Origin of the sequence: Hydrogenoanaerobacterium saccharovorans (genome assembly GCF_003814745.1) — a bacterium.
Classification (GTDB): Bacteria; Bacillota; Clostridia; order Oscillospirales; family Ruminococcaceae; genus Hydrogenoanaerobacterium; species Hydrogenoanaerobacterium saccharovorans.
In genome coordinates this window covers 128,960-146,250 of record NZ_RKRD01000004.1, presented here as the reverse complement: position 1 = coordinate 146,250, position 17,291 = coordinate 128,960, and the positions used below count along the sequence as shown (strand labels likewise).

At 38.2% G+C, this 17,291-nt stretch carries 19 protein-coding genes; 6 read left to right on the top strand and 13 right to left on the bottom strand.

Annotated features, from left to right (window positions below; all coding sequences use genetic code 11):
* Positions 1-147 precede the first annotated feature (147 nt).
* From EDD70_RS14100 to EDD70_RS14085, 4 genes are all read right to left on the bottom strand, one after another.
* Positions 148-522 (bottom strand): hypothetical protein, encoded by a 375-nt coding sequence (locus EDD70_RS14100; RefSeq protein WP_092756427.1) that lies wholly within the window; start codon positions 520-522, stop codon positions 148-150.
* A 291-nt stretch (positions 523-813) separates the two neighbouring features.
* A complete protein-coding gene (locus EDD70_RS14095) occupies positions 814-2,763 on the bottom strand; it encodes a DnaB-like helicase C-terminal domain-containing protein (protein ID WP_092756425.1) in 1,950 nt (649 codons plus the stop codon).
* 576 nt (positions 2,764-3,339) lie between these two features.
* A complete protein-coding gene (locus EDD70_RS14090) occupies positions 3,340-3,735 on the bottom strand; it encodes a hypothetical protein (RefSeq protein ID WP_092756423.1) in 396 nt (131 codons plus the stop codon).
* Between the two features lie 74 nt (positions 3,736-3,809).
* A complete protein-coding gene (locus EDD70_RS14085) occupies positions 3,810-4,619 on the bottom strand; it encodes a ParA family protein (protein ID WP_092756421.1) in 810 nt (269 codons plus the stop codon).
* Positions 4,620-5,744: 1,125 nt separating this feature from the next.
* Here EDD70_RS14085 and EDD70_RS14080 point away from each other — a divergent pair.
* The 3 genes from EDD70_RS14080 to EDD70_RS14070 all read left to right on the top strand — a co-directional run bounded on the left by EDD70_RS14080 (position 5,745) and on the right by EDD70_RS14070 (position 7,170).
* The gene (locus EDD70_RS14080) at positions 5,745-6,317 is read left to right on the top strand and encodes an RNA polymerase sigma factor (RefSeq protein WP_092756419.1); all 573 of its coding nucleotides are present in this window, start codon (positions 5,745-5,747) and stop codon (positions 6,315-6,317) included.
* A complete protein-coding gene (locus tag EDD70_RS14075) occupies positions 6,310-6,759 on the top strand; it encodes a phage holin family protein (protein WP_092756417.1) in 450 nt (149 codons plus the stop codon). The genes EDD70_RS14080 and EDD70_RS14075 overlap by 8 nt, the downstream gene beginning before the upstream one ends.
* 99 nt (positions 6,760-6,858) lie before the next feature.
* Positions 6,859-7,170 carry a CHAP domain-containing protein gene (locus EDD70_RS14070; protein WP_162840944.1) on the top strand — a complete coding sequence of 104 codons (312 nt, stop codon included), beginning with the start codon at positions 6,859-6,861 and terminating at the stop codon, positions 7,168-7,170.
* Between the two features lie 59 nt (positions 7,171-7,229).
* Here EDD70_RS14070 and EDD70_RS14065 read toward each other — a convergent pair whose 3' ends face one another.
* Positions 7,230-7,805 carry a DUF6070 family protein gene (locus EDD70_RS14065; protein WP_092756413.1) on the bottom strand — a complete coding sequence of 192 codons (576 nt, stop codon included), beginning with the start codon at positions 7,803-7,805 and terminating at the stop codon, positions 7,230-7,232.
* Between the two features lie 559 nt (positions 7,806-8,364).
* Here EDD70_RS14065 and EDD70_RS15075 point away from each other — a divergent pair.
* Positions 8,365-9,291: a peptidoglycan DD-metalloendopeptidase family protein gene (locus tag EDD70_RS15075; RefSeq protein WP_092756411.1), complete on the top strand. Its 927-nt coding sequence runs from the start codon at positions 8,365-8,367 to the stop codon at positions 9,289-9,291.
* Between the two features lie 50 nt (positions 9,292-9,341).
* On the opposite strand, the gene EDD70_RS14055 is transcribed toward EDD70_RS15075, so the two are convergent.
* From EDD70_RS14055 to EDD70_RS14045, 3 genes are all read right to left on the bottom strand, one after another.
* Positions 9,342-10,070, bottom strand: coding sequence for a hypothetical protein (locus tag EDD70_RS14055; RefSeq protein ID WP_092756409.1), 729 nt, complete (start codon positions 10,068-10,070; stop codon positions 9,342-9,344).
* 100 nt (positions 10,071-10,170) lie between these two features.
* Positions 10,171-10,965 (bottom strand): hypothetical protein, encoded by a 795-nt coding sequence (locus tag EDD70_RS14050; RefSeq protein ID WP_092756407.1) that lies wholly within the window; start codon positions 10,963-10,965, stop codon positions 10,171-10,173.
* Between the two features lie 56 nt (positions 10,966-11,021).
* On the bottom strand, positions 11,022-11,726 hold the full coding sequence (locus EDD70_RS14045) for a hypothetical protein (protein WP_092756405.1): 705 nt from the start codon (positions 11,724-11,726) through the stop codon (positions 11,022-11,024).
* Positions 11,727-11,770: 44 nt separating this feature from the next.
* Here EDD70_RS14045 and EDD70_RS14040 point away from each other — a divergent pair, with 44 nt between their 5' ends.
* A complete protein-coding gene (locus EDD70_RS14040) occupies positions 11,771-12,247 on the top strand; it encodes a cysteine peptidase family C39 domain-containing protein (protein ID WP_092756403.1) in 477 nt (158 codons plus the stop codon).
* A 38-nt stretch (positions 12,248-12,285) separates the two neighbouring features.
* On the opposite strand, the gene EDD70_RS14035 is transcribed toward EDD70_RS14040, so the two are convergent.
* Both EDD70_RS14035 and EDD70_RS14030 read right to left on the bottom strand, forming a co-directional pair.
* Entirely contained in the window at positions 12,286-12,894 is a 609-nt protein-coding gene (locus EDD70_RS14035; protein WP_092756401.1) for a hypothetical protein, read from the bottom strand.
* A gap of 106 nt (positions 12,895-13,000) precedes the next feature.
* A complete protein-coding gene (locus EDD70_RS14030) occupies positions 13,001-13,603 on the bottom strand; it encodes a hypothetical protein (RefSeq protein WP_092756399.1) in 603 nt (200 codons plus the stop codon).
* Between the two features lie 261 nt (positions 13,604-13,864).
* Between EDD70_RS14030 and EDD70_RS14025 the strand changes: the two genes are divergently transcribed.
* Positions 13,865-14,482, top strand: a complete 618-nt coding sequence (locus EDD70_RS14025; protein WP_162840943.1) for a M23 family metallopeptidase — start codon at positions 13,865-13,867, stop codon at positions 14,480-14,482.
* A gap of 86 nt (positions 14,483-14,568) precedes the next feature.
* Here EDD70_RS14025 and EDD70_RS14020 read toward each other — a convergent pair whose 3' ends face one another.
* Genes EDD70_RS14020 through EDD70_RS14010 form a run of 3 tightly spaced genes read right to left on the bottom strand, consistent with a single transcriptional unit; the run spans position 14,569 to position 16,993 of the window.
* On the bottom strand, positions 14,569-15,324 hold the full coding sequence (locus EDD70_RS14020; RefSeq protein ID WP_092756395.1) for a hypothetical protein: 756 nt from the start codon (positions 15,322-15,324) through the stop codon (positions 14,569-14,571).
* Positions 15,325-15,351: 27 nt separating this feature from the next.
* Positions 15,352-16,020 (bottom strand): hypothetical protein, encoded by a 669-nt coding sequence (locus EDD70_RS14015; RefSeq protein ID WP_092756393.1) that lies wholly within the window; start codon positions 16,018-16,020, stop codon positions 15,352-15,354.
* 37 nt (positions 16,021-16,057) lie between these two features.
* Positions 16,058-16,993: a M28 family peptidase gene (locus EDD70_RS14010; RefSeq protein WP_162840942.1), complete on the bottom strand. Its 936-nt coding sequence runs from the start codon at positions 16,991-16,993 to the stop codon at positions 16,058-16,060.
* Between the last annotated feature and the right edge of the window lie 298 nt (positions 16,994-17,291).

Genomic DNA, 17,291 nt, shown 5'->3' with positions numbered 1-17,291 from the left:
AGGTTTCGCAGCGTATTATAATACGCCTTATCCTGCCATTTTTAAATTTTTTAAGAAACGTGAAAAATCAAGAGAGAATTGTGCATATGATTTTTTAGATAAAGAGAGCCCATTTTTGTAATAGAATATCCGATGAAAGGATACTTTTTACCACAAGATATCGTCCAGCCTCAACGGTCGGTTTTTCTGTTTCAAGAAGCTCTTTGCCTTCTCTTGATACTCATGAAAATCCGCCATAGAGATGTCAAGACTGTTTCCTAAAATCATATTTTGAACCGCGCATTGAATGGCGAGTTCGCTCAGCACCTCATTTGTTTTTTTGTTGATTTTCGTTTCCAACTGTGCCATCATCAACTTGTTTTGGTCATTTAAGAAATTTGCCTTTTCTTTGCTGGTACAGTAGGCGCAGTAAAACTGAATGGCATCTTGAATCACTTGATTCTCACTTTTCTTTTGCTTTTTGGCAAGACTTTTCACCTCATCGGCAAGTTCATCTTCGTAACGCAGCAATTTTTCTGCCATTCCGTTTCCCTCCTGTTTTCATTTCTATCCGCTGCTTTAAAAAACCATGCTACAGGATAAAGGAGTATGGCAAAAATGCCACCTCACAGCACCTCAGCCCGCAGTGCAGGCTGATTTATCGGGTGGCACATGTGCCACCTTCTTCACTTATCTCAAGCAGTGAATGATATCACTTTTTAACAAAACAACGTAATTATCCTAATAATCATGATATCATCGCATGATAAAAATGCCACCGTATTCGCTGTTTTCCGCATAGGTATGCCGTTTTTACGGGTGGCACGAACGCAGTTACTTACGCGCACTGCCTGCCTCGCTGAACAAGCTGAATTTTGCATAATAATCGAATTTTAATTTGGCGTAGGGGATGCCGTTGCGGTTTTTGAGCATTACAAGCTCCACCTGACGCGGTTCTTTCCCCTTCGCGGCGTTCACATCAAAACCACTCTCCCCTGCCCCCGCAAGCTGCATACCAAAGAGGACGTCGCTGCTGTATTCCACCGCACCACTCTCTTTGAATGCTTCCATTGATACCGCACTGCGGTAATTATCCCGATTAAAACTAGAGATAGCGATAACGGGTACGTCAAAATCGCGGCTGATGCGCTTGAGTTCCACCACCGCGCGGTCGGTATTTTGCTTGTCGGTTGCACGGATATCAAACGGTTTTAAAATCTGCAGATAATCCACCACCACTACGGGGGCTGCCCCCCTCATGGCGATGTGTTGGCGCACTGCCTCGCGGATTTCCTGCGCGCCGATGTCCGCGATCCCTTCGCGCAAAAACATCCCTTGCGCCGCTTGCGCGTAGGTGCGTTTGGTCGTTTCCAAAAGAGTCTGTACCATTTCGTTTGCGGGTTGGTCCCCGCGTAGCAGTTCCCGCGCGGTAAAGGCACAGCGTCGTAGTTTCGTATCCAGCAGAGCACTGGTTCGGCTGAGCGATTTTGCAATCAATTCAAAGCGGCTTTGCTCCAACGAGAAAAAGAGCACATCTGCACTGTGCTCGGCTATGTAGTCCGCAACCTGTAAAACAAAACTGGTTTTTCCAAGGCTCGAAATTGCTCCGATTACATACAATCCACTGTAAATTCCTCCATCAAGAATGTCGTCCAGCGAATCAAATCCGGTGGAAATCCCCTTCCTTTTTGCTCGGCGCTCCCCTTCTGCAAAAAAAGCATCCAGGCTTGCCCCTGCCGCATCGGCAAGGTAATTTGCTATGTCGCGGCTGTGTTCGCCCTCTACCGCCTGCACATAGGAACGCAAACGTTCACGGTCGCGCAGGTAAAGGTCGTTGATGTCTCCATCACCGTCCCCCAATGCAAGCACCGTACAGCTGAGCCCGCGCTCTTTCATGCCATCTAGTAAAGCACGGTTCATGCTCTCCCCTGCCCTGTCGTTGTCGCCGCATGCCACAAAACGCAAACGGTTCACCGCAGCGGCATTTTGCTCGCACAGTGTCAGCAGCTTTTGTACATTCTGGCTGCCGCACAGGGCAACCGCTTTACAGCCCATCTGCTCTAGGGTAAGGGCGTTGATGATACCCTCTGTGATGTAAATATTTTCCCCGTTTGTCGATGAAGATAACACACTCTCACCGCTTTGGGTGTTAAAACTAGTTGTAAAAAGATCGCTGTTCCAGACGCCCATTCCGCCGGTGGAGTTTTTGTAGCGTGGCTTAACCCCATCACTCTTTGCTCTTGCGCACCATCCCGTGCATACCCCGCCCTCAAACAGCGGCATATAAGCGCGCTCATCATCTTCAAATAAGCCGTACTTTTTGCAAAGCTCATCGCCAATACCACGAGACTGAAAGTACTCGTTGTTTTGTTTTGCACGGTGCATCAGGGCCCGTAGCTCCGTCTCTTTGTCGCGTACCAGGCTGTTTCCGTGTTTTTCCGCCGTTTCAGCTGAATATCGTCTGCTCCGGAGTTCTTTTTTCTCTTTTTTCTTCTGACCACTGTCATCCTGACTTAATGGTATTTCACCGTAAAACATTTCATAAACTTTTCGATATTGTTCTGGAAAATAGGTAAGACCGTAATCAATGCCGATTAAATCGAATATATCGTAGGTAACTCCGCAGGAAAAACAGTGAACCGTGTGGTTTTTGCGGTTACACCGCATCGAAGGGTGCTTGTCGTCATGTGCGGGATTGAGACAGCAAAAGGCTTTGAGTATATTGACGCCCTTTTGCCGAAGGTAATCCTCCAAGTACGGTTTGAGTTCATTACGCTTGTCCATCTGCTGCCCCTCCTTCAACCGTTAAATACAGTGTATCATAGTTTCTAAGGGGGCGCACTCACCGAAATTGTATACCGTACTAGCCGAAACTGTATACTGAACTAGCCATATTTGTATACTGTACTAGCCGAAACTGTATACTATGAATAAATAGCGATAGACCGGAATAACCTAGTAAGTAAAGGCTTTTCCAGTCTATTTTGGGGCTTTTTTTCACACCTGTAAGTACTGTATGTAACGGAAGTACTGTTACACCAATTTCCCTTTAAAGATAATTTAAGCATCTATACCCATCCAAAGAAGGTATACAGTTTTGGATAGTCCTTGCTTTTCATCATTTTTGCCGTTTTTTTCATTTGATGGTATACACTTTCGGCTAGTGAGTATAATGTCTTTTAAAGTGTATACCTAAAAAGCTTTACATTGGACAGGTTTCATAGAATTATTTACTATAATTTGGATAATCTACTGATTTTTACAGCTATTTTTTAAGTATATGCAACCTTTCTGAATGGTATACAGTTTCGGGTAGTGCTTTCACTGTTACCGTTTTTTGCAGATGGTATACACTTTCGGCTAGTCGTTTTTTACTCCTAAAACTTTGCGTAAAATATCATTGACAAGCTTACTGTCGGTAATTCTCTGTTTTTTTGCGGCAAAACGGATTGCTTCAATCACCGCTTGGTCGAGATAGAACGTTTTATTTTTAGCAACACGTTCTGTTTCTTTGATAATATAGGCATCTAAGTTTACCTCCGGTGCCATAACAATGGCCGGGTGGCTCGCTTTTGTTTTTTCGGTTTCTTTAGGTGTTTGATGCAATACGACCGGTTCAGGTTGTACTTTTGGTTCGGCTACTGCGGCGGTTTCGGTCGGCTCCGGTGCGGCTGCCTTTTTCTTTTTAGTTCGTTTTTCTTCCTGCGCTTCTTTATATTGACGTTCTAATATGCTTTGCGTAAACTTATTTGCCATGAGAGAGCCTCCTATTCGTAAATGTATTAACTAATATATTCACTCAACTATTCGTTAATCTATTCAATAAGATATTAGAGAATCTTTTTGGCTGCCAGTTCGTCCACCAACGATGCAATGGCTTCGCAGCCTTTGGAGCGGATATCGTATTGACTGATGGGCACTGCTGCCAGCTCACTTTCGGTAATGCGCACGTTGCGCGGGATAATGGTATCGAACATCAAAGCGCGAATGTCGGCGGTATCGGGTGATGTTTTGATAAACTCCAAAAAATCGGCAGATAAACGATTTCGGCTGTCGAAATCGTTTATGATAAACCCGCGAATGTTATCGGGAGCACGCAGGCGTTTGCGTGCTTCTTCCCACAGCGCAATAAACAGTTGGGCTCCCTCTAGCGCATTCATTGAAACGTCGGATACCAACAGCACCGCGTCACTTGCAAGAAATGCGTTTTGATTTACAATGCTCATGCTCGGGTTGGTATCCAATAAAATATAATCGTAACGACTAAAAAATTCGCTGTGATCTTCAAAATAATTCTTTAAAATCTGTTCTCTGCCTGCTACGGTTGCCATCTTCAGTTCTGCTTTATGCAAAAAAATAGAACCGGCAATCATATCAAGGTTGGGGATTTTTTTATTTGGAGTATGCAGAACCAACTGCTCAGGTGTAGGCTGCGGTTCATCAATGTTGAATATATCGTAGGTTGTTTTTAAGTCGGGGTCGGTACGGTCAATGCCCATATTGTTCGTAAGGTTGCCCTGCAGGTCAGAATCCACAATCAAAACTTTATTGTCAAGCTGAGCAAGGATGCCCCCGATATTAAAACAGAGCATGGTTTTGCCCACCCCGCCTTTGAGCGTGCCAAAAGTAAGTACCTTCATAGACAATCCCTCCGATAAATTAGTATAGCATTCACAGAACGATTAATTTGACGAATCAATGCACGAATATAACTGCGATTAAAATCGCTTATATATGTGTGATTCTATCTTGCACTGTATGAGCTAATATAGTGGTTTATATAATACTAACTGTATTATAACATATATTGTTAGATACATTCAAGTACATATAAACCAATATGTACTTGAATGTATTGGTTAGTTTATTAATTTATATAATATTTATTTTATTCGTAAATGCATTGGTTAATATATATAATAATGTATTAGCTAATATATTCACTGAACTTTTCGTTAATGTATTCAATAAGATATTAGAGAATCTTTTTTGCTGCCAGTTCGTCAACCGCTCATGCTATGATATAATTGCCTGTTCAATTTTTCTGCATAAAGCAGAACTGAAAATAACAACCGTAGCGAAATCCGCTCCAAAGGTTGCGAAGATGCCATTAATTAGATGAACGAGGTTAAACACTAACAGATTTCAAATTGGCAAGAAGATATTATAATGTGTTATCTTTCCTATGAATCGTGCTCATTTAAGGTGATGAAACTGGGATTATAGAAAAGGCTAGTATTTTAAGATGTATTAACGAATATATTAGCTAATATATTCGTTAATGTAAGAGTTTACAGCAATTTGATTGATTGGAACTGTCAAAAATTATATTTTTTATCATTTTTCTAGATTTTTAATTTTACTGTTGAGTGCGTGCTTGCGGTATTAATTTTCGGATACAGCTGCTTAATCTTTAAGTATCTTTTTGTTCAATACAAAAGAAATTATTAGTACATGTAAAATAGTGTAATATTTCACATGTAATTCTAGTTACCTTTGTGGAGCCATTCGATCAGAAGGGGAGGGGGCTTTCAAAAAGAGTGGTTTGCATGTTGTTCATCTTTACAGTATCAGTTCTATGCTTGGGACTGGGGATTAAAATTTCATAAAAAACAGGAAAAGCAGGAACTGTACAGAAGCTCTGTATTGATTCCTGCTTTTTTATATTTATTTATACCGCAGAAGAACTTTTATTGATTTTCACAGGTGCACCTTAATCATTTTACTTTTTTTCTCTCTTTAACAGGAAAAGGTAGGTGATAGCAATGCAATCCCTGTATCAAGAAATATTAGAAGCTCAACGCGGAAATGACGAAAAGATGCTCCAACTGCTCAGACAGTTTCAGCCTTTGCTTGCGAAAAATGCGCGAAGGCTGGGGTACGAAGATGCCTTTGATGACCTCCAAGTTAAATTAATTGAAGTCATCAAATACATCAAGCTTGGGCAGTTAAAAAATACGGAAAATCCGTATTTACTCAATTATTTGAAAAGGTGCATCGAAAATCACGGTATAAAACTGTCGCAAAAGCAGCAAGCCGACAAATCCGTACCGATATCTTCGCTGCTGGAGAATCTCGGTGAGGATGGGTACGCCTATTTCTGGGACAAGCTTTTGTCTTGCACGGATGAATATCCCCAAATTCAAAACGACGCTTTTGCCAAAACTTTAACGCCGTACGAAAGTAACGTAATCCGATATTTTTATGTTCAATCTTACACGGTGAAAGAGATTGCACAGTACTACCATGTATCTGCCCCTGCTATCAGCCAGGTGAAGACAAATGCGCTGAAAAAGCTGAGAAAACAAGTAGATAAGGAGATGAAGCGTTGTGGATAACCATCATTTTGTATTATCGTTGTGTTCTGTTATGACAGGATTTGCAGTATCGTTTTTCAACCGGTTTGGGGTGCTTTCTTTGTTGGTATGCGGGGTTGTTGTTTTAGACATTTTTACAGGTATTTTAAAAGCTAAAATATCGCGCCACGTTAACAGTAACGCGGGGTACAAAGGGTTTTGGAAAAAGCTTTCTCTCTTTGCAGGGTTGTTCTTTGGGTACTTTCTCGATTTTTTTGAATTGTATCTACTTTCTGTTGGCAATTTGTTATCTTTTTCTTTTCAAATCCCGTTTGGAACCATCATTGGAGTGTATATCATCCTCAATGAAAGTATCTCTGTTTTTGAAAACCTCTATGCATGTGGGGTAAAGCTGCCAACATGCATTTGTAAGGCATTAAAAATCGCCAACGAACAATTTGAAAAAGACCGCATAAAAAAATAATTTAAAAACCGACCTTAATTATTTCAGCTTTTTTGCTCTTTAACTATTAGACTGGCCGGTCAGAGAGAATAAAATAAATTTATGAAAAGGAGAATTTTTATGCAGTGTGTAAGGTATGTAAATAAGTATTTTGGCTCGAACGTTATAGGAAACGGGTGTGATTGGTACAACAGTTCAGCTACTACACAAGTTTCACTTCAGAGTGGTTGTGTGGCTTGTTGGAGTGGTGGAGTGCAAGGCTATGGACATGTAGGTGTCGTTGAAAGTTGGGATGGCTCTAAAATGACTTATTCTGACGCAAATTACAGAGGTGATGGGGAAGTTATTACACGGAAGAATATTACTGAAGATGAGATGCTAGACTTGTTTGGTTCTAGTTACGAATTTCAGGGCTATGTTATTCCAGATTAATCTTTTGCAACAAAACAATCTGCTCCTGTTTTTACAGGAGCAGATTGTTTTACTCATTTTTAATTTATTTCATTAGATGTATTTGATAGATATTTGTAATTTTCTCCATCGAATTTGATTACCAAGGTTCCTTTGCGAATAACGGTGGTATCATCGGCAGGGCTATAATACTCATACTGCAAAGTTAGTGTGTCATTTTTAATTTTGGCATCGGTTACGGCAAAAGAGGCACTGCTGCCTAAATAACCAATGGTATAGCTATTAGTGGAAGGGCTAAAAGTATCAGATGTTTTGAGATGTTCTGACGTTACATCAAAGTAATTCTGAATATAAGATTCATAGTCTTTTTGAGCAATAACATCCGATTTATCTTGACTTCTTTCTTTAGGCAGTACCTTGAACGCATAAAAACTATCAAAATATTCAGCCGGTATGTCATTTGCATTTGTCCAGTTTTCTGCTCCAATTGTAGAAAGTACGATTGGAGCGATAAATTCTGTTTTTAGTTGTTCGAAATCAGTTAAATCAATATTGGGCTGATTTTGGGATTCTTCCAGTTTATTAGCGTTATTGGTACAGGCAACGGCGAATAATGCAATAAAGCAAATTACAAAAAATAGTACATTTTTCTTCATGGTTTCCTCTCCTTATTATTGTTTTGGTTTGTTATGTCAGGGCACCTCATCAAAAGATGAATTGTTTCCACCTATCATCTTCTTTTGCCATATTAAAGTCGAAAACAGTATCCTTTTTTGTCCGCGATTATAAACAGTAACCGTAATTGTCTCTTAGTTTTCTGTTTTTGATTTGACCGTTGGATTTCTAATTTTTTCAAATGGAGGAGCGCCCACCCAATGAGCCATATATTTAATGCGCAGACAACGCATTAAATATGTTTAAGGGCAATATCTCTACATTTGAATTGGAATAATTACCTTATATGGAAATTAATGCATCGCCATGAGTATATGATTTTCCCGTATATCTGTCAAGCAGATGTATTTGCTAACTTGTACTTATGAGGGAAACCCAGCCTGTATGGATTCGAAAGGCGTCGAAAGTGGAGAATGGCAGAATGAAAAACGAAAGTTTAAAAAATAATTTAAAACGACCTTAATTATTTCAAGTTTTTTGCTCTTTAACTATTAGACTGGCCGGTCAGAAAGAATAAAATTAATAAAGGAGATTTTTATTATGGCAAAACCTATTTTAGGTAATACTTATCGATTTAACAATGTTGGTGCTCCATCACGAAGACTAAATCTATATTCGTCTGGATCGGCTTCAAACGGAATGAACGTTGTACTGTATACAGAAGACAATACTAATGAACAGCAATGGGTTTACAGAAATAATCGCTTGCTTATTAATACCAATACCTCATTTTGTTTGGACAGATACAACCTTTCTGGTAATGCAAATCATAATAATGCAGATATTTGGGCAGTATCATCCTCAGAAGATGACAACCAAAAAATTGTGTTTGAAGACAACGGCAACTATGTAAAAATTAAACTTGCAAGCACCTCTCTGTATCTGACAGCTTACAGCAATGCAAATGGGACAAGTAGTGGCAAAACAAAAACCTCCGCTGGTAATGTTTATTGGGCAGCTTCCAGTTCAAGTAACTATCAGCGTTGGACTTTTACTGGAATTACTCCACCTAGCGGAAATTATAGATGGCCGACTGAGTCCAAAAAAATAAATCAAAAATATGGCAATACACATGATGGTGTAGATATTGCGCCTAAAGCTCTAGGTGTAGAAGGAGACAAAATATTTGCTTATATGGATGGTGTTGTCTCAATGAAGAATACAAGCATATCTACAAATCCAAATGAAGGGTATACCGTACGTATTCATCATAATAATCCTGTAAGAAATGGCTATTCACAATTGCGTACACAATATATGCATTTAAAGCAACCTGCGTTGGTAAATGTCGGTGATTCAGTGTATGCTGGCCAACTAATTGGATACATGGGCAACACTGGAAACTCTACAGGAGTTCATTTGCATTTTGAGACTAGAGTATCAAATTCCGAATTTCCACTGGGGGGAACCAGCGTATATAAAGCTGGTAACCTTGTTGACCCAAGTGCTTATTTAAATTTAACCTAAATTGTTTGATGTTTTTAAGTGCAGTTGAAATTTATCAACTGCACTTAGCTCTAATCTGTGCCTTTGTTTAACAGCATACCTTCTTTTACCTGAAGGTAGTAATCGTCTTTTTTATCATCATATTTTATATAAAAGGTATACTCAAATTGAGCAATAGGATTTGTTTGATAAATATCCTCAACTTCATAAAAATCTACTACGTAGGAAAGAACATCATTTTCGATCTTTTTAGGGGGATTCACTTTGAAATTTAAAATCATAAACCCGTGTGCAGGATAATAGCGGTAATACTGTTTATCCGCATCAATGTAATCCTCCGTATAGATAAAATCTTTTAGGCCAAAAAGTTTTTCTACTGTTTTTGTTACATTTTTGACAGGTACAAGATAATAACCGTCATTATCTGTTTGAATCTCACTTTGGTTTTCTTTGGTTTGCTCATAAATTCTATCAAGGCAAAAATACAGAATGGCTAGGTTGTCTAATTGGTCGGCGCTGGTAAATTCTGCATCAGAGTATTCTCTGTTTGGCCCAAAAGAATAAATAAATTTCTCAACATAGTCTGTAAGAGCTTCAATTTGCTCATTACTTATATTTTCAATACTTGAAATGTTAGAAGTTGATGAAGAGTTTTTGCTAATTATATCATTTGATTCTTGCGTTTGTGGTGGCATTAAAGAGTTTGTTTTAGCATCGGGTGTATTTTCAGCCGATTTGCAAGCGGTAAGCGAGCCAAGCACGAAAAGAACTGTTAAACATCCAATAATTAGTTTTCTCATAGTATCTCCTTTAAAAATTATATCGATAAACACACAATATGGAAAGTATAGTGTATTTTTCTCTTGTAGTCAATAAAACGAGGTGTGGGTGATATTTTGTTTATTTTTCATTATTAGCTGGCATTTCATCTACCTCTGCTGTCTGTTTGTTATGATTAACTTTATAACTTTGAAATAAAGGTTTACCATTATTAATTCTAAGAAACAAAGAGGCTTGAGCATATGTTTTATTATCAAATTCATAGGTTGCGTTAATGGTCGCTGTTTCATCTTTATTATCGATTTTATCGTTAATATCGACATTAATAGGACCCGCCATAGGGCTGAAAACGCTTAAATGGAACTCTTGTTTGTTTGCATCATACTTGTCTTTAAACCGCTCTATTTTTTCAGGAACAAATGTAAACTCCTCAAAATAAGTATTAAAAAAACGATTGATTTTTTCAATAGATATAATATACTGGTTTGATGTTTTGTCGTAATAATCTTTTTCATTCGCGGCAAGAAGAAAAAAAATCAAAAGACCATTTGAATCTATTTCAGTAGGGGAGTTGAAGCCTTGATATTCATCAAATGGAACGCCCAATCCCATTGCAGCAGCATAACGAAATAAATTGCATAATTCTTCATTATTTGTTTGTTCGAAAAACTCCAGTACGTTACTTAATCCAGATCTTTCTTTTGATGTTGCAGATATATCGCTTCTATCTGATTTAGGCTCAGTATATGTTTGCTCTTTTTCGATTGTATTTGGCACTTCATCTTGCGCTACTTCAAAGGATTCAGTTGCAATATTGGGTGTCGATTTAGATGTTGTGCAGGCGGTGAGGATTCCAACAGCCAAAAAAATAGATATGCACACAAGGAAAATCATAACTAATTTTTTACCAAACAAGGTAGTACCTCCTAATGAATCAACAACCTCACTTAAAAGTAGCATCATCACTATGCTTATGGGTTCTGTTCTTTGAAGTTATTCCTTTCATAGGAAATGAACTTGTAATTATTGTACTCTGTCAACTGTACAACAATTGTTCCATCCCAACTTGCGTTATAGTCTGTACTTTCAATTCTAGCTTCAAATTCAATCGTTCGCAAATCTCCATTTTGTTCCGTGTCTACAACATAAATGTCCACTGTAGTGCCAATTCCGCCCGTCCAGTAAGTGTTGTTTTCAGCATCGTAATACTGTGATTTTCGTATATGCTCGGCGGATACATCAAAGTGTTTCTGTACCCCTTTTTCTAGCACATCGGCGGGAATTAAGGGGTTGTTAAATTCCTTATCTTTTGGATAAGCGGATGAAAAAGTAACTTCATCGGTTGATCCGAGGTAAATATAATATTCAGCCAAGGCATCAGGCTCAATTTCTTCTGCATCATCCCAAGATTTCTGACCTATGGAGTAGGAAAATGGTTCCACGTGTTTTTCAAAGTCTTTATAATTTTTTGCTAAATTTTCACTTTCCATCTGATTTGTGTTTGTATCTTGAATACCTGAACTTTCTTCTATTGATGAATCATCCTGCGACAGCGCTGATGATCTTTCTATAGTATCGGACGTAAATTTTGATGTAGCGCATGCGGTAAGTAATCTAAGCACCAAAAGAATAGATATACACACAAGGGGAACGATAAGTAATTTTTTACGAAACACGATAATACCTCCTAAAATTATAAATATGAAAAGGAGAAATTATTATGAAATGTCCACTTTATTTGCAAAGAGACTTATCCGAAGACTATGGAGAAAAATACGGTAAGAATGTCTGCGCTTTATGTTCATTAGCAGCAGCATCTTGCATTGAACTTAATGATTTTAGTATTACACCCGAACAAGCTATTGAGGACGGCGCAGCAACAAAAACTTCACCTTTTATTAATAATTGGAGTGTTTATTGTAATATTTCGCAAACTAAAAAAGTTAGTGAGAAAACAGGATTTAAAAAATTATACGAAGAAATTGAAGAAAATAAACATCCAGTCATTGTTCAACTTAAGACAAGTTTTGGTTATCATTATGTGGTTGCGTACCATGTATTGAATAACTTTGATACAGCAGAAGATGTCTATGTAATGGACCCATGGCAGGGCTATGTAACACTTCAAGAAGCTTATGATAATAATGATTTTAGCTGTACATGGAGCGGTTATAGAACCGTACGCGAACGCGAATAGTTTGTTGCACCGTGACTTTTTAGTCACGGTGCAGTTTTTTAAAAAGGGTAAGATTCAACGACCCACTTTCCATTTTCTAAAATTAACGTTGCTTTCACCAATCTCCTCATATTTTTACCGCGAAACGGTGGCATATCATCAATTAGTTCGATTTCTATTTTCTGATCAGTCGAACTAATTATTTGCATAGAATTTGTAAGTAATCGAGAAAAACCACCCATCCCGCCAACAGCTGTATTTTCATAAAGAGTACCATTTATCTCTTTAAATTTGGGGTTATCAGTGTTGATGGTAATATCAAACATTTCTTTACAAAAACGTTTACAAAAAACATCTGAAGCTAACCCTTTAAGTTCTTTCATAGTCGCACAATCTTTTGATGTCTCCCATATTGTAACCCCATTATCAAATGTTATTTGGGTTGTGTTTTCAAAGGTAAGCTCTAGTCCGTTCGCTTCATAAAATAAATAAAAAATACGGTCCGCTTTAAAAATCAAGTCGTTTGCAAGACATCGTATCTCATAATTAGACATTTGCTGCGGTGATTCGCTGTTTCTAGACGCAAGCCCTTGCAGATTGTTTGCCGTGCAGGCTGAAAAGATGAGCATACACACAAAGGGAATCATAACTAATTTTTTACGAAACACGATAGTACCTCCTAAAGACTTTATTGTTTTTTATAGTTAACTAATAACTGATTAAGTGATTGTTTTTAATAATTAGCAGCCATTTAAAGCAATTTCCATCAACGAACTAGCCTACAACCTCTTTCGATTTATTGCTTAAATATTGAAAATCTGCGTTGTCTGTTTGTACCGTCAACGTACCGGTTCTAATTACGGTGACTTCATCTGCCGGGGAGTAGTATTCGTATGTAATTGTAACGATGTTATCTTTTTTATCTACGTCAACAGCCTTTACGCTGGCAGCCCCACTGGAATGCATAGGAATGGAATAGTCATTCGATTGCGCATTGTAGTACTCTGATTGTTTTAAATAATCGCTTTCCACGTCAAAGTGCTGCTGTATGTAACGTTCTACAATTGATGCGGGAATAGTTATCATGGTTGCATCGGTAGAAAGTATGGCGAGATTGGTTTTAACTGAAAAAAAGTGTATCAATCTATCCTGTGGAATTTCCGAAGGGTTATTCCAGTTGAGCGCTGTTATACTGGTCTCACTTGCAAATCGTAAATACTTATAATAAGCGCTGATATTGTTGGTAATCTGTTCTTCTGAGATAGCAACCTCAGGTTGTTGCTCGCTTGAGACGGGGGTTTGCGGATTGTCTGCTGTGCAGGCTGAAAAAATGAGCATGCATATAAGCGGAATAATAACTAATCCTTTACGAAACACGATAGTACCTCCTAATAAATATTTAATATAAATTTTGGTGTGCAAATTTGAGTTAGGTCTGCAATGTTCCCAAATGGACAAACATCAGAGAATTTCTTTTACCAGTACAGCAATTAGAATGGTTTGGTTTACTCATAAGGGGCTTTTTTTTCTCTTTTAATTTGCATTGTCAGTGCTGATACAGAAACAAATACAATCGGTTTTGAATAGTATTAATCATGACAGGGATTCGCAAAAAATATGTATAAGGGAGATTACGTGATGGCGCAATATTTAGCATTGCCCCTTAACAACTGTACTGTTACTTGCTGTTATAAAAAAGAAGCGCCGAATTATTACCTGCTTAGGGCAGGTTCGGTTCACTATGGAGTAGATCTTATTGGATATTCCAGTACAAAAAACGAACGAGAGTTTTTTGCCAGTGGTAATGGCGTTGTTCTTGGCATTGGCACCAATTCCAAAGAAACGGTAGGCAAATGGGTTGCTGTAAAATATACTAACGTATGTGGTTACGGCGATTTAATTGTACGGTATTTTCACTTGGAAAAAATAAATGTTGCAAAAGGGCAGGCGGTTAACATTCATACTAAAATCGGTCGGTACGGTGATACCGGGCCGTATGTGAAACCGGGGAGTTATCATCTGCATGTAGAAGTTGACACGGATGTTCAATACTGGAATTATACCCCTACCATTGCATCTGCTTCCGGCGGTTTGAGGGCAGGGACAAGAGATACCACTAAATCTTCGGATCGAACAACACGAAACCCCTTGGATGTTTTGAGACGTAAGATTTCAGACCCTGAAAAACAATCTTGTACAATTCAATACAATGCAAATTACTGTAAACGGATTGCCTTGCCTCTAACTTTTCAGTAATGATAAAGGGTATCCTACTATTACTTATGGTGGGGTACCCTTTTGTGTGATTCCTCTTGCGAAATGCACTGTATTCAGCAATCGTTCTAATACGCCAGTGTCATTTTTGCTATTCTCCAACCGCTTGGTGTGTTTTCTAAAATGATGAGGCAGCGTTTAATGCTTTCGGGCTCGGCACCATCTGTCCCAACATCGTCAGGCGAGAGATAGTATGTAACTAAATTGAGCTCGATTCTTTGGTCGTTTGCTTGTACCAGCTCATAGCGGTCCAGATTGGATTGGTAGGTGGGATTTGCGCCTCGATCTCCACTTCTATAGTATAAGTCCCCATTAAAACTGATATAGGTATCTGCTTTGCCAAATTGCCCATAGTCTTTTGAATTCAGCTGTTTAAAATATTCTTCGGTGAATACAGTGAGCATATCGTTGTAAAAATCGTCCCACCCTTTGTATCGTTTCCCAGTATACTTATGGTAGATTAAACCATTGATTTCCTTTTGCGGAGGGTTTGCTCCTTCCTGAAAGTCATCATCACAAAAATATCCGGAACTGAGTTCGAATGGCTGGATATACTCCGTCCCTTTCTCTAACAGTGCCCAATGTTCGGGGGATAGAAAATCCACCTCTGTTTTGGTAACGCCAATCATTTGCGGGGGAGAATACTCTGACAGTATCTCATTACTTGTGCAGCTTTCTTCTGCAGAATTAGAGATAATGGGGATATCATCTTTAAATAAATATAGCGAAACAGATGTACCAAGGTTTTGTGCATAATCAGTTTGACAGATGTTCAACAATAACAGCGCAAATAACATGATTGTTAGAACTTTATTCTTTTTCAATAATATTACCTCTTTCGATAATACGTATTAATCGGTACACTCATCATGATTTGTTGTTTTGAGTGATAAATACTGAACCGGATTACCTGGTTTCACTGTTAGTGCTTTCGTTTCTGGATGAGGTGCACCCTCAATTGTGAGATTGAAATGAATTGTTATAAGGTGGCTTTCTTCCACTTCGGTAATCTCTATCTGTTTTTCTGGTAAATTGCCTATTGCAGTAGGCGTAATGTATACTTGCCCCTGCAGATTGTAAATTGTTTTATCTGTTTGCAGTTGTTCCGGTTTTATGCCGAAATACTGCTCTGTCGTGTATTCGAGCTCCTCCTGCGGAAAGCGAAAGCCCTCTTTGCCATCTACAGCATATCGCGACAGATATAATTCTTCCTCGGGATGCTGTTCTTTTAGATGTTCTGCATACCACATTACGATATCTGTGGAAGTTAATATTTTAGGTGTATCCCAATTTTGAGCCAGAAGTGAGCCGAGCGATTGCACAATTGCTTTAGAATTGGAAATCTCCTCATTCGTTTGGGGTTGACCTTTAGATGCAGACGTATCATTATTTTTATTCGAATCGGGACGTTCAATTTGCAGTGATTCACCAAATTCAGCAACAATGTCTGGTGTGCTGCATGCGGTAAAAAGGGTAAGTGCCAAAAGGATGGATAAAAAAGAAAAGCATGCGTTTTTCATAACATCACCTTAATTATAGATATTGTGGTTAATTTGCTTACGATTCTTCCTCTAAATGATAAATAGCCTCGACAATCATATTGGTTACATTACAAAGGCTTTCGTAATTAATCTTTGATATGGAATCATCTTTACCATGTATAACATCCGTACTTTTCAAAAAGTTTTGAGTAAGACTGATGGAATCAATATCCTTCATAAAAAACGAGTAATGGTCACTAAAACGATTGGGTACGATACGCATATGCTCGGGAAACAAGTTTGACATTTTGTTTTTCACACCGGATTTACGGTCATCTGCCATTTTTCCTGTAAGAATGCATAAATCGTCTAAAGTGTCGTAGGAAACCAAGTTTACAGATATATTGCCAATTATATTCTGAACCTCTTTTTCATTTAAGAACCCGACATAATATCTCGAACCAAGCATCTGTTCTGATTCACCGGTGAAAAACACAAATTTTAATTGAAATGGTAAATCAATCTCTTGAAATAATTGCGCCAATTGCAGAGCCACCGCAGTACCTGAACCGTTATAATTAGCACCGCAAGAACCATCCACACTATCGTAATTGACACTTATGATTAATGTTTTCTTCCGCTTTGTTTCTGCCTTAGCACCAATAATATTTTGGCTTTTTCCATCGGCTTTGCCTTTAAAATGGATAGCAGATGTAAAGTAATCTTCATCTTCGATAAGAAATAGATTGTTTTCTTTGGACGGCAGTTGAAATTTAAATTGCTGATATGTAATATCGTAGCCCATATCTTGCAATTCATCGGCGATAAATGCAGCGACCTGCTTTTCGTTTTCACTGCCGATAAATCTTGGATTTTTCGCGATTGTTTCTATCACTGTACGCAGATAGCTATCATCGGTTAATTCTACATGTTTTTCGAGTTTTACCGCATGGTTGGAGCAACCAACGAATATGAAAACGACTGATAACAGTAAGATTGTTTTGTACTTCATTAAAATTTCCTCCATTAAATTGTTATTCTAATAAGGTAACTTTTTTTAATGTCTATTCTTACAGAAAAATGTATGTTTCTACTTTAATCACATAAAACATTGTTTTTTATATTGAAATTCCACAGAAAAGACTGTGCAAGAATGTATTGTTCTTATTCACAGAATAACAAAACGACACCCTCTACAGCACGATTGCGGTAGAGGGTGTCGTTTTCATTATTATTTCTTTGTTCAATAGTAACAAGTTTAAAATGCAAATATGTGCTAAGTACCAAAGTTAAAAAATAGATGTAATATT